General features: G+C 59.1%; 18 protein-coding genes and 1 pseudogene. All 19 read left to right on the forward strand.

Features of this window, described 5'->3' with window-relative positions:
- Positions 1 to 35: 35 nt before the first annotated feature.
- The 19 genes and pseudogenes from DL346_RS16815 (at position 36) to eutC (ending at position 14,985) form a co-directional block, all read left to right on the forward strand.
- Positions 36 to 935 carry a L,D-transpeptidase family protein gene (locus DL346_RS16815; RefSeq protein WP_112883317.1) on the forward strand — a complete coding sequence of 300 codons (900 nt, stop codon included), beginning with the start codon at positions 36 to 38 and terminating at the stop codon, positions 933 to 935.
- A 173-nt stretch (positions 936 to 1,108) separates the two neighbouring features.
- Positions 1,109 to 1,621 carry an AAA family ATPase gene (locus DL346_RS16820; protein ID WP_112883318.1) on the forward strand — a complete coding sequence of 171 codons (513 nt, stop codon included), beginning with the start codon at positions 1,109 to 1,111 and terminating at the stop codon, positions 1,619 to 1,621.
- A pseudogene (locus tag DL346_RS29905) lies at positions 1,618 to 1,830 on the forward strand (NUDIX domain-containing protein); the annotation flags it as partial. The gene DL346_RS16820 and the pseudogene DL346_RS29905, both read left to right, overlap by 4 nt.
- 144 nt (positions 1,831 to 1,974) lie before the next feature.
- Positions 1,975 to 2,184: a hypothetical protein gene (locus DL346_RS29525; protein ID WP_240633247.1), complete on the forward strand. Its 210-nt coding sequence runs from the start codon at positions 1,975 to 1,977 to the stop codon at positions 2,182 to 2,184.
- A 144-nt stretch (positions 2,185 to 2,328) separates the two neighbouring features.
- Positions 2,329 to 3,081 (forward strand): phytanoyl-CoA dioxygenase family protein, encoded by a 753-nt coding sequence (locus DL346_RS16830; protein ID WP_112883320.1) that lies wholly within the window; start codon positions 2,329 to 2,331, stop codon positions 3,079 to 3,081.
- Between the two features lie 490 nt (positions 3,082 to 3,571).
- Positions 3,572 to 4,225 (forward strand): ethanolamine utilization microcompartment protein EutL, encoded by a 654-nt coding sequence (gene eutL / locus DL346_RS16835; protein ID WP_112883321.1) that lies wholly within the window; start codon positions 3,572 to 3,574, stop codon positions 4,223 to 4,225.
- Between the two features lie 12 nt (positions 4,226 to 4,237).
- Entirely contained in the window at positions 4,238 to 4,558 is a 321-nt protein-coding gene (locus tag DL346_RS16840; RefSeq protein WP_112883322.1) for a BMC domain-containing protein, read from the forward strand.
- On the forward strand, positions 4,555 to 6,033 hold the full coding sequence (locus DL346_RS16845; RefSeq protein WP_112883323.1) for an acetaldehyde dehydrogenase (acetylating): 1,479 nt from the start codon (positions 4,555 to 4,557) through the stop codon (positions 6,031 to 6,033). Before DL346_RS16840 ends, DL346_RS16845 begins: the two co-directional genes overlap by 4 nt.
- A gap of 34 nt (positions 6,034 to 6,067) precedes the next feature.
- Positions 6,068 to 6,355, forward strand: coding sequence for an ethanolamine utilization microcompartment protein EutM (gene eutM, locus DL346_RS16850; protein ID WP_112883324.1), 288 nt, complete (start codon positions 6,068 to 6,070; stop codon positions 6,353 to 6,355).
- An 11-nt stretch (positions 6,356 to 6,366) separates the two neighbouring features.
- Positions 6,367 to 7,134, forward strand: a complete 768-nt coding sequence (pduL, locus tag DL346_RS16855; RefSeq protein ID WP_112883325.1) for a phosphate propanoyltransferase — start codon at positions 6,367 to 6,369, stop codon at positions 7,132 to 7,134.
- A 23-nt stretch (positions 7,135 to 7,157) separates the two neighbouring features.
- The gene (locus tag DL346_RS16860; RefSeq protein ID WP_240633306.1) at positions 7,158 to 7,973 is read left to right on the forward strand and encodes a hypothetical protein; all 816 of its coding nucleotides are present in this window, start codon (positions 7,158 to 7,160) and stop codon (positions 7,971 to 7,973) included.
- A 7-nt stretch (positions 7,974 to 7,980) separates the two neighbouring features.
- Entirely contained in the window at positions 7,981 to 8,271 is a 291-nt protein-coding gene (locus DL346_RS16865) for a EutN/CcmL family microcompartment protein (protein ID WP_112883327.1), read from the forward strand.
- A complete protein-coding gene (locus DL346_RS16870; protein ID WP_112883328.1) occupies positions 8,271 to 8,612 on the forward strand; it encodes a BMC domain-containing protein in 342 nt (113 codons plus the stop codon). Before DL346_RS16865 ends, DL346_RS16870 begins: the two co-directional genes overlap by 1 nt.
- A 5-nt stretch (positions 8,613 to 8,617) precedes the next feature.
- Positions 8,618 to 9,064 carry a EutP/PduV family microcompartment system protein gene (locus tag DL346_RS16875; RefSeq protein WP_112883329.1) on the forward strand — a complete coding sequence of 149 codons (447 nt, stop codon included), beginning with the start codon at positions 8,618 to 8,620 and terminating at the stop codon, positions 9,062 to 9,064.
- A gap of 14 nt (positions 9,065 to 9,078) precedes the next feature.
- The gene (locus DL346_RS16880) at positions 9,079 to 10,533 is read left to right on the forward strand and encodes a sensor histidine kinase (RefSeq protein ID WP_112883330.1); all 1,455 of its coding nucleotides are present in this window, start codon (positions 9,079 to 9,081) and stop codon (positions 10,531 to 10,533) included.
- Positions 10,530 to 11,108 (forward strand): ANTAR domain-containing response regulator, encoded by a 579-nt coding sequence (locus DL346_RS16885; protein WP_165822530.1) that lies wholly within the window; start codon positions 10,530 to 10,532, stop codon positions 11,106 to 11,108. Before DL346_RS16880 ends, DL346_RS16885 begins: the two co-directional genes overlap by 4 nt.
- Complete coding sequence (locus DL346_RS16890) at positions 11,105 to 12,592, forward strand: ethanolamine ammonia-lyase reactivating factor EutA (protein ID WP_112883332.1); 1,488 nt, start codon at positions 11,105 to 11,107, stop codon at positions 12,590 to 12,592. The genes DL346_RS16885 and DL346_RS16890 overlap by 4 nt, the downstream gene beginning before the upstream one ends.
- Before the next feature lie 4 nt (positions 12,593 to 12,596).
- Entirely contained in the window at positions 12,597 to 13,958 is a 1,362-nt protein-coding gene (locus DL346_RS16895) for an ethanolamine ammonia-lyase subunit EutB (RefSeq protein ID WP_112883333.1), read from the forward strand.
- Positions 13,959 to 13,971: 13 nt separating this feature from the next.
- The gene (gene eutC, locus DL346_RS16900) at positions 13,972 to 14,985 is read left to right on the forward strand and encodes an ethanolamine ammonia-lyase subunit EutC (protein WP_112883334.1); all 1,014 of its coding nucleotides are present in this window, start codon (positions 13,972 to 13,974) and stop codon (positions 14,983 to 14,985) included.
- Positions 14,986 to 15,462: the final 477 nt, after the last annotated feature.

A 15,462-nucleotide genomic window follows, 5' to 3' on the forward strand; every position in this document is an offset into this window, starting at 1 on the left:
CCAGCTCATATATTGATTCATATGTCAATATTGAAATGGAGGTAGTTGTCCTGAAACGGTATGGATGGAAGGCCGCTTTGCTGCTGAGCGCCTTATTGCTGCTGGGGCTTGTTTTGCCCATCTCCAGCGCCAGCGCGTCAGAAAGCGCGGACGATTTGATCATCGTGAATAAGAAAACGAATAAAATGGCATTTTTTAGAGACGGAGAGCTTGTTAAAACCTTCTCTGTCGGAACCGGACGAACGCGTTCGCTGACACCGGAAGGAAGCTTCAAGATCGTCAATAAAATCAAGAACCGGCCGTACTACAAAGAGAAGATCCCCGGCGGCGATCCCCGGAATCCGCTCGGCGACCGCTGGCTGGGCCTGGAGGTCAACGGGACTTACGGGACGACATATGCGATTCACGGCAATAATAACAGCAAATCCATCGGCAAGTACGTAAGCGCGGGCTGCATTCGCATGTACAACGATGACATTCATTGGCTGTTTCCGCAAATCAAGATCGGTACAAAAGTGATCATTACGACGTCGGCGCTTGCTTTTGCCGACATTGCCGAGCAGCATGCGTACCCCGTGTTGAAGAACTATGAAGGAAAGCTGCTGGTAAACGGCGAAACGAAGGTGCTGAAGCATCCTTTGATTCTCGCGGACAACCGCGTATTTATTCCGATGAGAGAAGTGTTCGAAATGCTCGGAGCGGTGGTGGAATGGAACGGGGCAGCCAAGACGGTTACGGCGTATATCGGCGATCGGAAGATCACGCATACGATTTTGACGAGCGTGGTGGAAGCGGACGGATCGCCGATCGAGATAACAGCTTCGCGGCTTGCAGGCAATACCGTCATGCTCCCGCTGCGAAATATTTCCGAGCTGATCGGGTATGACGTGGCTTGGGACGGCAAGGCGAAGGAGATTCGGCTTACGGAGCGATAGAGTGATAGAGCAGTTGGGGCTGTCGGGTGACCGGCAGCCTTTTTTTGCTGGAATAAGGGTTCTGGGAGGATAACGGTGTTCGGAGTGCGAATTGGTTGAATATGACTCGCACTGGTTTGGCGGGGATGCGGAGGAATTGGTTTTGACGATGTCCCGATGAGGTGGCGGAGAGAATGAAGAAAATTTTCATAGTCGGCATCGTTGCCAGCGGGAAGACGACGTTGGCGAAACGGCTATCCGAGAGGATCAACGTTCCTTGGCATGAGCTGGACTGCATTGTTCATCATCGAACGGCATCAGAGCGATTCAAACGGACCGCAGCCGAACAGGTGGAGGTCATTAAGGAGATTGACCGGAACGGGCCGTGGATATTGGAAGGCACCGACCGGGAATCGTACCGGCAATGCTTATTCGAGTTGGCCGATACGATCATCTTCCTCGATACGCCGCTTTGGAAGCGGCGAATCCGAATTTTGACCCGGTTCGCGAAACAAAAGCTCGGCATGGAAACCTGTCACTACAAACCGGATTTGAACATGCTGCGCATGATGTACAAGTGGACGCGGGACTTCGAACGGAATCGGGACCGGATGGAGGCTGAGCTGCAGCGCTATCCGCATAAAGTGATACGGTTGGCGGATAGCGATTGTTTGGAGTTTGTCGATAAGGCGGGGGTGAGGCGATGAGGCTGGAAATCGTGACCGCTGGCGTTTTTGTACATTTCAACGGTTTTTTTCCTTTTCAAGTTGGACCAACCAAGACGGGCTCTGCCCTAGGCGTCGTTAGATTAGGCGGGCATAGAGAAAATGGCGAAACAGGCTGGCAGTGCGCTAAGCGGGAAGCTTACGAAGAGGCTGGAATACGGCTCACCCCAACTAAGCCGCCGGCTACCTATTGGTATGAGTCTTCGAACAACCCGGAGTTAATGGCCGGAAGTTGGCACGAGTCGGACTGTGAGCCCCTTTTGGTCGGGAGAAGGCCCAATGGTCACGCGATAACTCCCATTTATTTAGCTTCTACTCAAGATGAGCCGGTTCCCATGATGGAAACGAAGGGCGTTTTGCTTCTAAGTCCGGATGATATTCGAAGGATCGCTTTCGCATCGGTGACGCTTGGTGAATACATTCAAGCTGGCGGAAAAGCGAACCTGAAAGAGGAGTTGCCGCTTCATCTGCCGTTGGAACCATTTCAGCAGCTTCGGCTGTTGGAGAGGTTAATCCGGATGCATCCGGAAATAGCAAATCCGTAGTGATTTCTCACATAATTTCATATTAATTTCATATTGGCATAGCCTCTCCTGTCCCTTATGATGGATAACGAGGGCATCATGAAAATTCTGGAAGATCAAGGAAACCTCGGAATCGGAAGAAGACGATAAGGAGGAAATACCGTAATGAAGCTCACGTTCGAACAGAAACAATCTATGCTCACCAAAGGGTATATCCACATTCCCGGCGTGATTCCACAAGTGATGATCGACCATGCAGTAAAACATATTAATCATTCCGTCGGACAGGGGATGCCGGTCGAACAGATGACGAAGTTCCGCGCGCAATCCTTCTGCCCGGAGCTGCAGGACAAACCGCCGATTACCGGCTTGTTCAACGACACTCCGGTTAAGGGGTTTGTGGAGGAGTTGCTCGGAGAAGGGATGACGAAACCGATCCGCGCCGGACAAGTCGCCTTGCGGTTTCCGACGCTGCAGGATCCGCCGGCAGTAAATAAGCCTCATCTGGACGGCATGTACTCTCCGACCAATGGCGTGAAGGAAGGAACAATCGGGAATTTTACGATGCTTGTCGGCGTGCTTTTAAGTCCGGTACGCACAAAGTTCACCGGCAATTTCACCGTATGGCCGGGGACGCATAAGATTTTCGAGCAGTATTTCCGCGAGCACGGGCCGGATTCGCTGCTAAACGGGATGCCGCCGGTCGAGATGCCCGAACCGGTTCAAACGATAGGGGAGCCCGGGGACGTGTTTCTCGTTCATTATCAGCTGGCGCATACGGTGGCATTAAATGCTTCCCCTAACCCAAGGTATGCGATATTCTTCCGCGTCAACCACGTCGAGCATGAGCTCGATTGGAGAGCGCCGATGCGCGATATTTGGCTCCATTGGCCGGGCGTACGGGAGATTATGCAGTAGTTTGAGAACCGTGATAAGCAGACAGTGTGTCTGCTCGTCACGGTTTTTTTTGTTAGACAAGAGAGGAAACGGTTACCGCACATGTGTAGGAATTCGCGGGAAAGGTGGTCAAGAGAGGTAACGGTTACCGCACATGAGCAGGTATTCGCGAGAAAGGTGGTCAAGAGAGGTAACGGTTACCGCACATGAGCAGGTATTCGCGAGAAAGGTGGTCAAGAGAGGTAACGGTTACCGCACATGAGTAGAAATTCGCGGGAAAAGCGGTCAAGAGAGGTAACGGTTACCGCACATGCGTGGAAATTCGCGGGAAAGGTGGTCAAGAGAGGTAACTGCTGCCGCTCGGGAATGATTGGGACGCTGTAATCATATCTTGATAGTAAAAGGCATAGTCTCTTAGGCAATGGCGCCTAGGCGGGAAGCGAGCGAGCGCACGCTTCCTTCCTGGGCGTTTGCCGTTTTCGGACGACTCCCTAGCTAGGAGGTGTGTGCAGTGGCTGGCCAACCGATCCGCGCGGTACCGCTGTCGGTCAGAGTCATTCCCAATGTCGACCCGGGCCTGGCGGCGCAGCTGTCGCTCCCGCCGGGCATCCGAAGCATCGGGCTCATTACGTCGACGATCGACGATGTCGGGTATACGGCGATCGATGAAGCGACGAAGAAGGCCGCCGTCGACGTGATTTACGCAAAATCATTTTATGCCGGCTCGGCGCACGCATCCGGTCCGCTGTCGGGCGAGTTTATCGGCATGCTCGGCGGGGCAACGCCGGCGGAGGTGGCAAGCGGGCTGCAGGCGGCCGTGTCGCTTATGGAAAGCGGCGCATGCTTCTACGCCCTGAATGAGGAAGGGACGCACGCGTATTACGCGCATGTCGTTTCCCGAAGCGGATCGTACTTGTCCGGCGTGGCCGGCATCGCGGAAGGCGAACCGATTGCGTATCTGATTGCGCCGCCGCTGGAGGCCGTATACGGTTTGGACGCGGCGCTGAAGGCGGCGGACGTCCGGCTTTGCGTGTTCTACGGCCCTCCAACGGAGACCAACTTCGGCGGCGGCCTGCTGACGGGCAGCCAATCCGCGTGCAGAGCCGCGGCCGAGGCTTTCGCCGAGGCGGTGGCGGGCGTTGCGAGGCAGCCGATCAAATGGTAAGGGGGAGCGGACATGAGGCAGCCGCCGTATTCGCTTGGCATGATTGAAACGTACGGCGTTCCGGCATTGATCGCGGCGGCGGACGCTGCTGCCAAGACGGCGGACGTCCGGGTGACAGCGGTTAACAAAGTCGATGCCGGCATCGTCACGATCTTTATTCTAGGCGATGTCGCCGCGGTGAAGGCGGCTGTCGCAGCCGGGGCTCAGGCCGCAGCCGGGGCAGGTAAGCTGTTGGGCACGCATGTCATTGCGAGGCCGGATGAAGCGGTGGCGCAATTGGTGAAGCCGGTTGCTGCGGAGAAAGGCGAAGACCGGGACGGTGGAAACGAATGAGATTGCTGGATTCGGATTTGCAGGCGATCCAAGAGGTTCGAAGCAGTCTGGCCGAAGCCAAGGCGGCGCAGAAGCAGCTGGAGAAACTGACGCAGCAGCAAGTGGACCGCATCATCGCGGCAATGGCAGCTGCAGCAGAGGAGCATGCGGAGCGGCTCGGCCTATTGGCCGTAGAGGAAACGGGCTTCGGCAAGCCGGCCGACAAGAAAGCCAAAAACCTGTTCGTCGCGCGCGACGTTTACGCCTCGATCAAGGAGATGAAGACCGTCGGCATCATCGGCAAGGACGAAGCGCGGCAGATATGGGAGGTGGCGCAGCCTGTCGGAGTCGTGGCCGCCATCGTTCCTTCGACCAACCCGACCTCGACGGTCTTGTTCAAATGCATGATCGCGCTGAAGGCGCGCAACGCGATCGTCATTTCTCCGCATCCTTCCGCGCTGCGGTGCTCTCAAGAAACGGCGAAGCTGATGCGTCATTCGGCGGAGGAAGCGGGTGCGCCCCCCGGCTTGATCCATTGCCTGTCGGTCCCGTCGATCGAGGCTTGCGGCGAGCTCATGAAGCATCGGTTGACGGATGTTATTCTGGCGACCGGCGGCGCAGGCATGGTAAAGGCGGCTTACAGCTCCGGCAAGCCCGCATATGGAGTTGGACCTGGCAACGTGCCGGTCTTTGTTCACCGCAGCGCGGACATTCCGCGCGCCGTGAGCCGGATCCTGCAGAGCAAAACGTTCGATTACGGGACGATTTGCGCCTCCGAGCAAGCGATCGTGGCCGATCAGCCGATCAAGTCCCGCCTAGTGGAGGAGCTGAAGAGGCAGGGAGCTTATTTGCTGAACGAGCGGGAGAAGCGACAGATCGCGGAGCTGATTTTGCGCGGAAACGGCCTAAACCCGCGGATTGTCGGTAAGTCGCCTCAGGCCATCGCTGATATGGCCGGCATTTCCGTGCCTTTGGAGACGAGCGTGTTGGTTGCCGAGGAAAAGGGCGTCGGTCTGGATTATCCATTTTCCGTCGAGAAGCTGTCGCCGATTCTAGCCTTGTACACGGTAAACGATTGTTTGGAAGGCGGGCGGCTCTGCACGGAGCTGCTGGAGCTCGGCGGACTCGGGCATACGCTCGGCATCCATTGCGGAGACGAAGCGGTCATTGAGGCGTTCGGACTGGAGCTGCCGGCGTCGCGTATCATCGTAAACGCCGGAACGACTTTCGGCGGAATCGGCGCCACAACGGGCATTTTGCCTTCGATGACGCTCGGATGCGGGGCTTACGGCGGCAACATCACATCGGATAATATCGGACCGCAGCATCTGATGAATCTAAAGCGGGTTGCTTTCGGTATTCGCGATATGCAGGTGGAACATGAGGCGGCCGAGCGATTGGCCCGGCAAGTGATTGGCACGCGCCAACTCGGCATTTCGCGGGAAGAGGTACTGGATATCGTGAAGAGCGTTCTTTCCCAAATGAAGCTTGGATAACTAGGAACAGCATTCCTAAGAGGAGGCATGGACGATGGCAGGCGAATATACGGCACTCGGTATGATAGAAACGAAAGGGCTGGTCGGCTCGATCGAGGCAGCCGACGCGATGGTGAAGGCGGCGAACGTCAGGCTGATCGGCAAGGTGCATGTCGGCGGCGGTCTGGTAACGGTCATGGTCAGGGGCGACGTCGGCGCCGTGAAAGCGGCAACGGATGCGGGCGCCGCCGCGGCGGAGAAGATCGGCGAGCTCGTGTCCGTGCATGTCATTCCTCGCCCGCATTCCGACATTGAGTTTATTTTGCCGAAGCTTGAAGGCTGATCCGGACCGCGATGAGGCTGATTACGGAAGCGGCGCTAAGGGCGGGGCTGGCGAAGGGACTTCCGAATCCGTACCCGGTCGAAGAAGGGGTTAAGCTGACGCCGGCCGCAGCGGATTTCTTGAGATCGCGAGGCATACGGGTCGAGCGAACGGCAGCGGCGGACTTCCGTGCAACGCCGCCGATCGGCAGAACGATCCCGGTAGGCGTATCCGGCCGCCACATCCATCTATCCGAGCCGCATGTCGAAGCGCTGTTCGGCGCCGGAGCCAAGCTGACCGTCCAGCGCGAATTGTCGCAGCCGGGCCAATTCGCGGCGAAGGAAACCGTGACGCTGGCGGGTCCGAAAGGCGTCCTCCGGAACGTGCGCGTTCTCGGTCCGGCGAGAGGGGCAACGCAAGCGGAAATCTCGCGAACGGACGGCTTCGCGCTGGGCGTTCAGCCGGATCTCCGGTTATCCGGCGATTTGGCAGGGACATCCGGCATTGCCGTTATCGGTCCTTGCGGCATGCTCGCGCTGCGGGAAGGGTTGATTGCCGCAAGGAACCACGTTCATATGTCGGTGGACGAGGCGGCTGCATTTGGAGTGAAGCACGGCGACAGGCTGCTGGTGCAGACGGTTTCATCGGCACGGCCGGTCATTTTCCCCGAAGTTATCGTAAGGGTGCACGAGCGCTTCGCGCTGGAGCTGCATCTCGACACGGACGAAGCGAACGCGGCGGGGCTGGCGACAGGCGATGCCGTACGGATGGTTGGGATCAACGGCGTTTACACGGGCTGAGCGAGGGGGGACCGCAGTTGGAGATGAAGCAGCTGGTGGAGTCCATCATCCGCGAGCTTGTCGGCAAGCTGCAGGAGGAAAAGGCGGCGAAGGAGCCTAGAGTGCTTTATCTGTTCAACGACAGCACCGCTCATGAAGCGTATGCCGACCATTTTATCCTGCTGCGGAAAAATGGCATCCACTATGACCGAATGTTTCTCGACGGAGTAACATCGGCATGGCTTGGCATGCATAAAGTAGAGTCGAGCGGTTCTGGACGGGTCATTGCCCAAGACGATTCCGCCCCTGCCCCGATCGAAATCCCGCTGGCGTACGATGGCCTCGTCATCCCGGAAATCTCGCTTGACGATGCGGGACGGATCGCGCTTGGCATGAAGGGCACGGTGGTATCGGAGCTGGCATTCGCCGCGCTAGTGACGGGAAAGTTTGTCGTCGTCGGTGACGACAGCCCAGGGTTAACTCGTGCCGACCGCCGTACATTGAAGGCGCTAGAGCTGCCTGAACCTTACCGGAAGCTGTTTCGCTATTACAAGAGCGAGATGCAGATGTACGGGGTTTATTTTGCCCCTTCGAAGGAGCTGGCGACGTGGGTTGCAGACCGATTCGGTATGAAGGCTGGCGAGGAGAAGGACGACGCGAGGGATCCGGCCGGTTTTGAAACCGGTACCGGCATAGAGCGGTTTGAAGGAAAGCTGCTAACCGCCGAATGGGTACGCGAGCGGACAAGAAGCGGGCGCATCGCTTGCATTGAGGCAGGCAAGGGGACGATCGTGTCGCCGCTGGCGAAGGATATGCTCCGGGAGCAAGGCATCGAAGTCCGAATGACGGATGGAGGGTGAGCGGCCTATGATGTTCGGCAAGGTAATCGGAAGCATCTGGGCGACCCAGAAGGAAGAAGGGATGGACAATTTGAAGCTGATGGTCGTTCAGCCGATCGATTTTGGCGGGAAGCCGGCGGGGCAGACGGTCATCGCCGCCGACCGGATCGGGGCCGGCGTGGGAGAGCAGGTCGTCATCTCAAGGGGCAGTCCGGCCCGCGCGCTGTTCGGCGGCCGAAACGTCCCGATCGACGCGATGATTATCGGCATCGTGGACAGCTTCGATGTCGCATCTCTGGATGGAACGGAGGACGCATGATGGAGCAGGGCAAGCAGCGCGTCATCCAGGAGTATGTGCCGGGCAAGCAGCTGACGCTCGCCCATGTGATTGCCAATCCCGACCCCATTCTGTACACGAAGCTTGGCATCGAGGAAGCGAGCGCGATCGGCATTCTCACGCTAACGCCGACCGAGACGGCCATTATCGCGGCGGACGTGGCGACGAAAGCCGCGCATGTCGGCATCGGCTACTTGGACCGGTTTACCGGCTCGCTCGTCATCGTCGGCGAGGTATCCGCCGTCAGCATGGCTATCGAGGCCGTGAACGTCTTTCTGGCCGAAAAGCTGCATTTCACGATCGCGCCGCTGACAAGGTCGTGAGAGGCATGAGGAAAATCATGATCATCGGCGCGATCGGGTCGGGCAAATCAACGCTCATCAAGCGGCTGTTCGGCGAGCAGGATGCGGCCCTTAAGACGCAGTCGCTCGTGTACCGGGACTGGCTCATCGATACGCCGGGCGAATACAGCGAGAATCCGCTGTATTACCGCGCCTTAATGGCTACTTCGCATGAAGCGTGCGCGCTTGTGCTCGTGCAGGATGCGACGCGGACGCGAAATTATTTTCCGCCGGGCTTTGCAGGGGGGTTCCCGATTCCGGCGATCGGCGTCATCACCAAAATGGACGCGGCCGAGGCGGACGGCGAACGAGCCGCGATTCTGCTTCGGCAGTCGCTCCCGGCGGGCAGCGAAATTTTCTGCACTTCTTCCTTGAATATGCTTGGCTTGGAGGAGCTTCGCGCCAAGCTTCTTTCATTCGTATCCAAGGCGTGACGGAGGGATAGGGCATGCTGAGCGAATTATGCAGGCATCATACGGCGCTGTCTGCCGATGACGTAACGATGATCGAGGATCTGGCCCGCCATTTGCAGTGGATCGCCGACGTGTCCCGGTCCGATGTGTTCATCGACTGCCCGCTTGCGGACGAACGCATGGCGCTCGTCGTTGCGCAGGCGCATCCGTCCACGGCAATCTCGCTCTACAAAACGTCCGTTGTCGGTCAATACGCCCATTTCCGCAATGAACCTGCCGTCATGTTCACCTTGATGTCGGGCAAGCCGATGCTCGGCTCCCGCGGTCTGTCGCAGGAAGGCATCGCCATGCAGCAAAACGTCGTACCGATCCATGCCAAGCGGGGATGCGTCATTGGTGCTCTCATCCTCGAATCGGACATTACCAAGCACGTCGAGCAGGAGCGGAACGTGGAACGGCTGATGGAAACGACGGAGCGGCTAGGCGAAACGCTGCTCTCGCTGGCGATGTCGGAAGGCGGCATGCAGTCGCTCATGCAGGAAGGGATCGTGCTTTTCGATGAGGAAGAAATCGTCACCTATACCAATCCTCAGGCCAAAAGGCTGCTGCTGGAAATGGGCCATCGCGGCAATGCCGAAGGCTGTCCTGTCGGCGGTTTGTTCGACGGTCGGCTGAGCAGCGCCCGCATGCGGGAACAGACGGATGTTTTTCGCGGCGAATTCCGGTTCGGCCACGTGACGTTCGAGCTCAAGGCGCTGTCCCTGTTCCGGGAGCAGCGGATGGTCGGCGGCTTTATTCTGATCCGCGACTTATCGGAGCTCAAGGAGAAGGAGAAGCAGCTGATGATCAAGTCGGCCGTCATCAAGGAGATCCATCACCGCGTCAAAAATAACTTGCAGACCGTGTCGGGTCTCCTCCGGATGCAAATGCGGAGAACGCAGCATGAGGAGGTACGGAGCGTCTACCGGGACAGCATCAACAGGATTAACAGCATCGCGGTGATCCATGAGATGCTTGCCTTTGAAGGCATCGAGCACAGTATTCCGTTCAAAGAGGTCGCGGAGCGGATCGCCAAAAACATCCTCGCATCCTCTGCGAAGCCGGATCAGCGTATACATGCCGCCGTCGGCGGCGACGGGTTGATTTTGCCGTCGGAGCAGGCGATGACGCTGGCGCTGGTGCTGAATGAGCTGGTGCAAAATTGCGTCATTCACGCATTCCGCGAGCGCCTGGACGGCGAAATCGAGATCGAGCTGCGAATCGCGGGCGGAGAAGCCCAGATTCATGTATCGGATAACGGCATCGGCATGTTGGATCCGGCCGCCGAGCCGAACGGGAGGAAGGGACATATCGGCCTTCAAATATGCGAAACGCTCGTTCAAGAAAATCTTGGGGGCCTGCTCCGAATTGCTTCAGGGCCGCTTGGTACTCGTGTCTTCATTGCATTCCCGCTGGCGGAAGCGGATGGACGGAAGGAGGAAGAAGGGTGAAGCACGCGATTGTTATCGTGGACGACGATCCCATCATCAGGATGGATATTCGCGAAATGCTCGAGGAAGAGGGCTACCACGTCGTCGGCGAAGGGAAGAACGGCCAAGAGGCGGTGGAGCTTGCCGCGCGTTTGAAGCCCGATCTTGTCATTATGGACGTGAAAATGCCGGTCATGAACGGGATCAAAGCGACCCGCATTATTCAGGGCATGCAGGAGCTCGGCACCTCCGTCCTCCTGCTGACGGCGTACAGCCAGAAGGAATTGGTGCAGGAGGCCCGCGAGGCCGGCGTTATTGCATATCTGGTGAAGCCGGTCACGGAGGCGGACTTGATTCCGGCCGTCGAAATTGCTCTGAGCCAGAAGGCGCGATTTGACGGTCTCAGGCGCGACCTCAAGCAGCTGCGGCAGTCGCTGGAGGAACGGAAGTGGGTAGAGAAAGCGAAGGGCGTGCTCATGAAGCGCTTCGGACTGGATGAGCAGGAAGCGTATGCGAGGCTGCGCGACCTGAGCATGGCCGAGCGCGTGCCTCTGCCCGAACTGGCTGCGCGCTTTCTGGCGGAGGGAAGCGGGTGAAGGAGCAGTGGATCGCCAGCGTGGGCATCGACATCGGAACGAGCACGACCAAGCTGATCGTCAGCCGGCTGCGGCTGGTCCGCGTCTCAAGCGCGGCGGCGATGCCTAGGTATGAAATCCCGGAGCGGCAATTGCTCTATGCGAGCCCGATCCACGGCACGCCGCTGAAGGGCGAGGATGAGCTGGATGCGGATGGCGTCTGGGCGATCGTGACGGACGAATACCGGAACGCGGGCATCAGGCCGGGCGAGCTGAAGTCGGGAGCCGTGATCATTACCGGCGAAACGGCGACCAAGCGGAACGCGCGGGAGATGATTCACCGGCTCGCCGAGCGTGCCGGTGACTTCGTCGTTGCCGCGGCGGGCGCGAATTTGGAAGGACTGCTTGCGGGCAGGGGCGCCGGCGCGGAAGCGTTGTCCATGGAGACGAGGGAAGCGGTCGCGAACATCGATATCGGAGGCGGGACGGCCAATGTGGCGGTATTCCGGCGGGGAAATCCGATAGGCACCGTCACGTTTCATGTCGGGGGCCGATTAATTAGAATTGACCGGGATGGCACGGTGGCTGCCGTTTCCCCTTCCATCCGGCCTTGGCTCGGTGCTCGCGGCTTTGTCGTTGAACCGGGGCATAAGGTGAGCATGGGGATGTTGGAGAGGATATGCGCGGCCATGTGCCGGGACATGTTGGATGCCGTGGCCGGGGTCTCGGAGCCGTCACGGGATGCCGCATGGAAGAAGCTCCTTGTCGGAGAAAGCGGCGCGATGCCGCGCATGCCGGCCATCGAGGCGTGGACGTTCTCGGGCGGCATCGGGCATCTTCTGATGGAAAGTCCGCCGCCGGTCTCGATGGCCGAAGCCGCCGCCTATGGCGATATCGGCCCGCTGCTTGCGCATTCGCTGCGGGTTTGCCTGCCGCAATATGCCATCCGGCTCGAGAAGCCGACGCAAACGGTCCGAGCGACCGTCATCGGCGCGGGGATGCAGAGTACCGTGATTAGCGGCGCCACGGTCCATATAGATGCGCGGCTGCTGCCGATCCGCAGCTTGCCCGTACACAAGCTTGCCCTGCCGGTGGAAGCGGACAACGCTGGGCAGGAGCTGCTTGCGGAAGCGGTCGCCGATGCGATGCGGCTCTGCGCCGGCCTTTATGATCGCGGCGCTTCTCCGCCGTTCGCGCTTGCGCTCACCGGCTTGAAGACGGTCTCGTACGCCGCCGTTCTGCGGCTGGCCGAGGCTATTTTGCATAGCTATACGTCGGCCTTCTCGGGCAGCGAGATCCTCGTCGTCGTCTGCGAGCAGGACATGGCGCAATCGCTGGGGCAGTCGCTTCAGCTCCGGGCCGGCGAGCGCCTTTCCGTCATCTGCGTTGATCAAATCGCGGTGGAACACGGTGATTTCATCGATCTCGGCGAGCCGCTGCCGGGCAGGATGATTCCGGTCGTCGTGAAGACGCTTGCGTTCCAATCGGGCTTCAAGGGGGGATAAGAGCATGAAGCTGAGCACGAATCTGTTCGGGAAGTCGTACCGCTTCCGGGATTTGAAGGCGGTGATGGCCAAAGCGAACGAAGAGAAATCCGGCGATCAGCTGGCCGGCATCGCGGCCGAGGATGCCAAGGAACGCGTGGCCGCGAAGCTAGTGCTCTCCGAGATCACGCTCGGCGATCTGCGCGATCATCCCTTGATTCCACCCGAGGATGACGAAGTGTCCCGGGTAATCGAGGAGGCGGTGAACGAGCGGGTTTTCGCGGAGATCCGGCATTGGACCGTCGGCGAATTGCGGGAATATTTGCTCCGGCAGGAGACCGGCGGGGAACAGCTTCGCCGGATCGGCCGCGGCTTGACGAGCGAGATGGTGGCGGCGGTTGCGAAGCTGATGAGCAACCTTGACCTGATCCAGGCCGCAGCGAAGGCGGAGGTGGTGACGGCATGCAACGGCACGTTGGGGCATAGGGGCGTGCTTGCCGGACGGGCGCAGCCGAATCATCCCTCCGATAGCATCCAAGGCGTGAAGGCCTCGCTCTTCGAAGCCTTAAGCTACGGCATCGGCGATGCCGTGATCGGTGTCAATCCGGTGATTGATTCGGGAGACAGCGTCCGGAGCTTGTTGGAAGCAACCAAGGACGTGATGACGAAGTGGGAGATTCCGACGCAGAACTGCGTGCTCGCCCATGTGAAGACGCAGATGCGCGCCATCCGCGGCGGAGCGCCGGCGGATTTGATTTTCCAGAGCCTGGCGGGTACGGAGAAGGGGAACGACGCCTTCGGTATAAACGTGGAGCTGCTCGACGAGGCGAACGAGCTTATTCATAGGCAGGGCACGGGTGCTGGGCCGAACCTGTGGTATTTCGAGACGGGGCAAGGGTCGGAGCTGTCGAGCGAAGCCCATCACGGCGTCGATCAGCTAACGCTGGAAGCTAGATGTTACGGGCTGGCGCGGCGGTACCGGCCGTTCATGATCAATACGGTCGTCGGCTTTATCGGCCCTGAGTATTTGTACGACAGCCGGCAGGTGATCCGCGCGGGGCTTGAGGATCATTTTATGGGGAAGCTGCACGGGCTGCCGATGGGGGTCGATGTCTGCTATACGAACCATATGAAGGCGGATCAGAACGACATGGACAATTTGGCGGTGCTGCTGACGGCCGCCGGGGTCAATTTCCTGATTGGCGTCGCGATGGCGGACGACTGCATGCTCAATTATCAATCGACGAGCTATCACGATATCGCTACGCTGCGCGAGACGCTGGGCCGGAGACCGGCGCCGGAGTTCGAGAAATGGCTGGTCCGAATGGGGCTGATGGAGAACGGCAAGCTAACGCCGCTCGCGGGCGATCCGAGCCTGTTCATGTGAGGAGGATTGGGGCATGCAGTCATCGAAACTGGCATTGGAGCAGCTGGTCGATCGCGTAATGGCGGAGTTGGAGAAGCGGATTGCGCCGCGTGCCGCGGATCAGGATGCCGCTGGCGCAGCCGGCACAGGCGAGTTCGGCGGGAAGGCGGCAGAAGGAAACGCCAATGGAGGAGCAGTCGGCGAGAAGGCTTCGACGGCGGACGTCAGTGGCGCGGGCGGCGATAAGGCCGCCGCAGGCGGTGCGAACGACGATTCCGCTGAGGCAGCGGAATCGGAGGCCGACGGCGGGTCATTCGGCGTCCGGGCCTCGCATGTCCCTCATCCCAAATGGGAGGAAGGGTTGACGGAGCTGCTCGCAAGCACGCCTGCGCGAATCGGCGTATGGCGTGCGGGAACGCGGCCGCTTACGAGGGAGCTGCTGAAATTCCGCTATGACCACGCCGCGGCGGTGGACTCGATTTACGGCACCGTAAGCCAGCCGCTGCTGGATCGGTTCGGGCTGTTCACCGTTGAGACCTGCTACGGGAATACGGAGAACTATTTGAAACGGCCGGATCAGGGAAGGATCATTACGGAGGAAGGCGCTGCGCTCATTCGTGCGACATGCAAGCGGAAGCCGCAGGTGCAAATCGTCGTCTCCGACGGGTTAAGCGCCAATGCGGTGAGTGCGAATCTCGAGGATGTTTACATGTCTTTGATAGATTCGCTGCGCGTGCAAGGGCTTGCCGCGGGCACGCCGTTCTTCGTGCGCGGCGGACGCGTGGCGGTCATGGACCACATCGGCGAGCTGCTGGAGCCGGAGGCGCTCGTCCTATTGATCGGCGAGCGGCCAGGGTTGGTCTCGTCGAAGTCGCTTAGCGCGTACATGTGCTACAGGCCGAGGCTTGGTACGGTGGAGAGCAGCCGGACGGTGCTGTCCAATATTCATGAGGGCGGAACGCCCCCGGTAGAAGCGGGCGCGCATATCGGCACCATCGTCCGCGCCATGCTGGAGCAGCGTACAAGCGGCGTCCATCTGGATATTTAGACAGGGACGGCCACCTTGCTCGTCATTCTACTCAAAGTGCGGTAACAGTTACCTCTCTTGACCTCACACTCGCGGCTTTGCCGCACATGTGTGGTATCAGTTACCGCTCTTGACCTCACGTTCGCCGCTTTACCGCACATGTGCGGTAACAGTTACCTCTCTTGACTCACGTTCGCCGCTTTGCCGCACATGTGCGGTAACAGTTACCTCTCTTAACCTCACGTTCGCCGCTTTGCCGCACATGTGCGGTAACCGTTACCTCTCTTCACCGCACATTCGCCGACTTGCTTCACATGTACGGTAACGGTTACCGCTCTTGACCTCACATTCGCCGCCTTGCCGCACATCTGCGGTAATGGTTACCTCACTAGGCCCGCCTCGAGCTAAATCCGACTGCACCTAAACGATTAGGTGCAGTCTTTTTTATTGCTCACGGAACCTAAAAAAAACACAAGCGCAAGAAAAGCGATTCCATTG

It is taken from the genome of Paenibacillus montanisoli, assembly GCF_003268025.1.
Taxonomy (GTDB): domain Bacteria; phylum Bacillota; class Bacilli; order Paenibacillales; family Paenibacillaceae; genus Paenibacillus_Z; species Paenibacillus_Z montanisoli.

Excerpts from the sequence above, each read along its gene's own strand:
- DL346_RS16815 (WP_112883317.1), top strand. The coding sequence starts at position 36 with ATGGAGGTAGTTGTCCTGAAACGGTATGGATGGAAGGCCGCTTTGCTG.
- DL346_RS16820 (WP_112883318.1), top strand. The coding sequence starts at position 1,109 with ATGAAGAAAATTTTCATAGTCGGCATCGTTGCCAGCGGGAAGACGACG.
- DL346_RS29525 (WP_240633247.1), top strand. The coding sequence starts at position 1,975 with ATGATGGAAACGAAGGGCGTTTTGCTTCTAAGTCCGGATGATATTCGA.
- DL346_RS16830 (WP_112883320.1), top strand. The coding sequence starts at position 2,329 with ATGAAGCTCACGTTCGAACAGAAACAATCTATGCTCACCAAAGGGTAT.
- DL346_RS16840 (WP_112883322.1), top strand. The coding sequence starts at position 4,238 with ATGAGGCAGCCGCCGTATTCGCTTGGCATGATTGAAACGTACGGCGTT.
- DL346_RS16845 (WP_112883323.1), top strand. The coding sequence starts at position 4,555 with ATGAGATTGCTGGATTCGGATTTGCAGGCGATCCAAGAGGTTCGAAGC.
- eutM (WP_112883324.1), top strand. The coding sequence starts at position 6,068 with ATGGCAGGCGAATATACGGCACTCGGTATGATAGAAACGAAAGGGCTG.
- pduL (WP_112883325.1), top strand. The coding sequence starts at position 6,367 with ATGAGGCTGATTACGGAAGCGGCGCTAAGGGCGGGGCTGGCGAAGGGA.
- DL346_RS16860 (WP_240633306.1), top strand. The coding sequence starts at position 7,158 with ATGAAGCAGCTGGTGGAGTCCATCATCCGCGAGCTTGTCGGCAAGCTG.
- DL346_RS16865 (WP_112883327.1), top strand. The coding sequence starts at position 7,981 with ATGATGTTCGGCAAGGTAATCGGAAGCATCTGGGCGACCCAGAAGGAA.
- DL346_RS16870 (WP_112883328.1), top strand. The coding sequence starts at position 8,271 with ATGGAGCAGGGCAAGCAGCGCGTCATCCAGGAGTATGTGCCGGGCAAG.
- DL346_RS16875 (WP_112883329.1), top strand. The coding sequence starts at position 8,618 with ATGAGGAAAATCATGATCATCGGCGCGATCGGGTCGGGCAAATCAACG.
- DL346_RS16880 (WP_112883330.1), top strand. The coding sequence starts at position 9,079 with ATGCTGAGCGAATTATGCAGGCATCATACGGCGCTGTCTGCCGATGAC.
- DL346_RS16895 (WP_112883333.1), top strand. The coding sequence starts at position 12,597 with ATGAAGCTGAGCACGAATCTGTTCGGGAAGTCGTACCGCTTCCGGGAT.
- eutC (WP_112883334.1), top strand. The coding sequence starts at position 13,972 with ATGCAGTCATCGAAACTGGCATTGGAGCAGCTGGTCGATCGCGTAATG.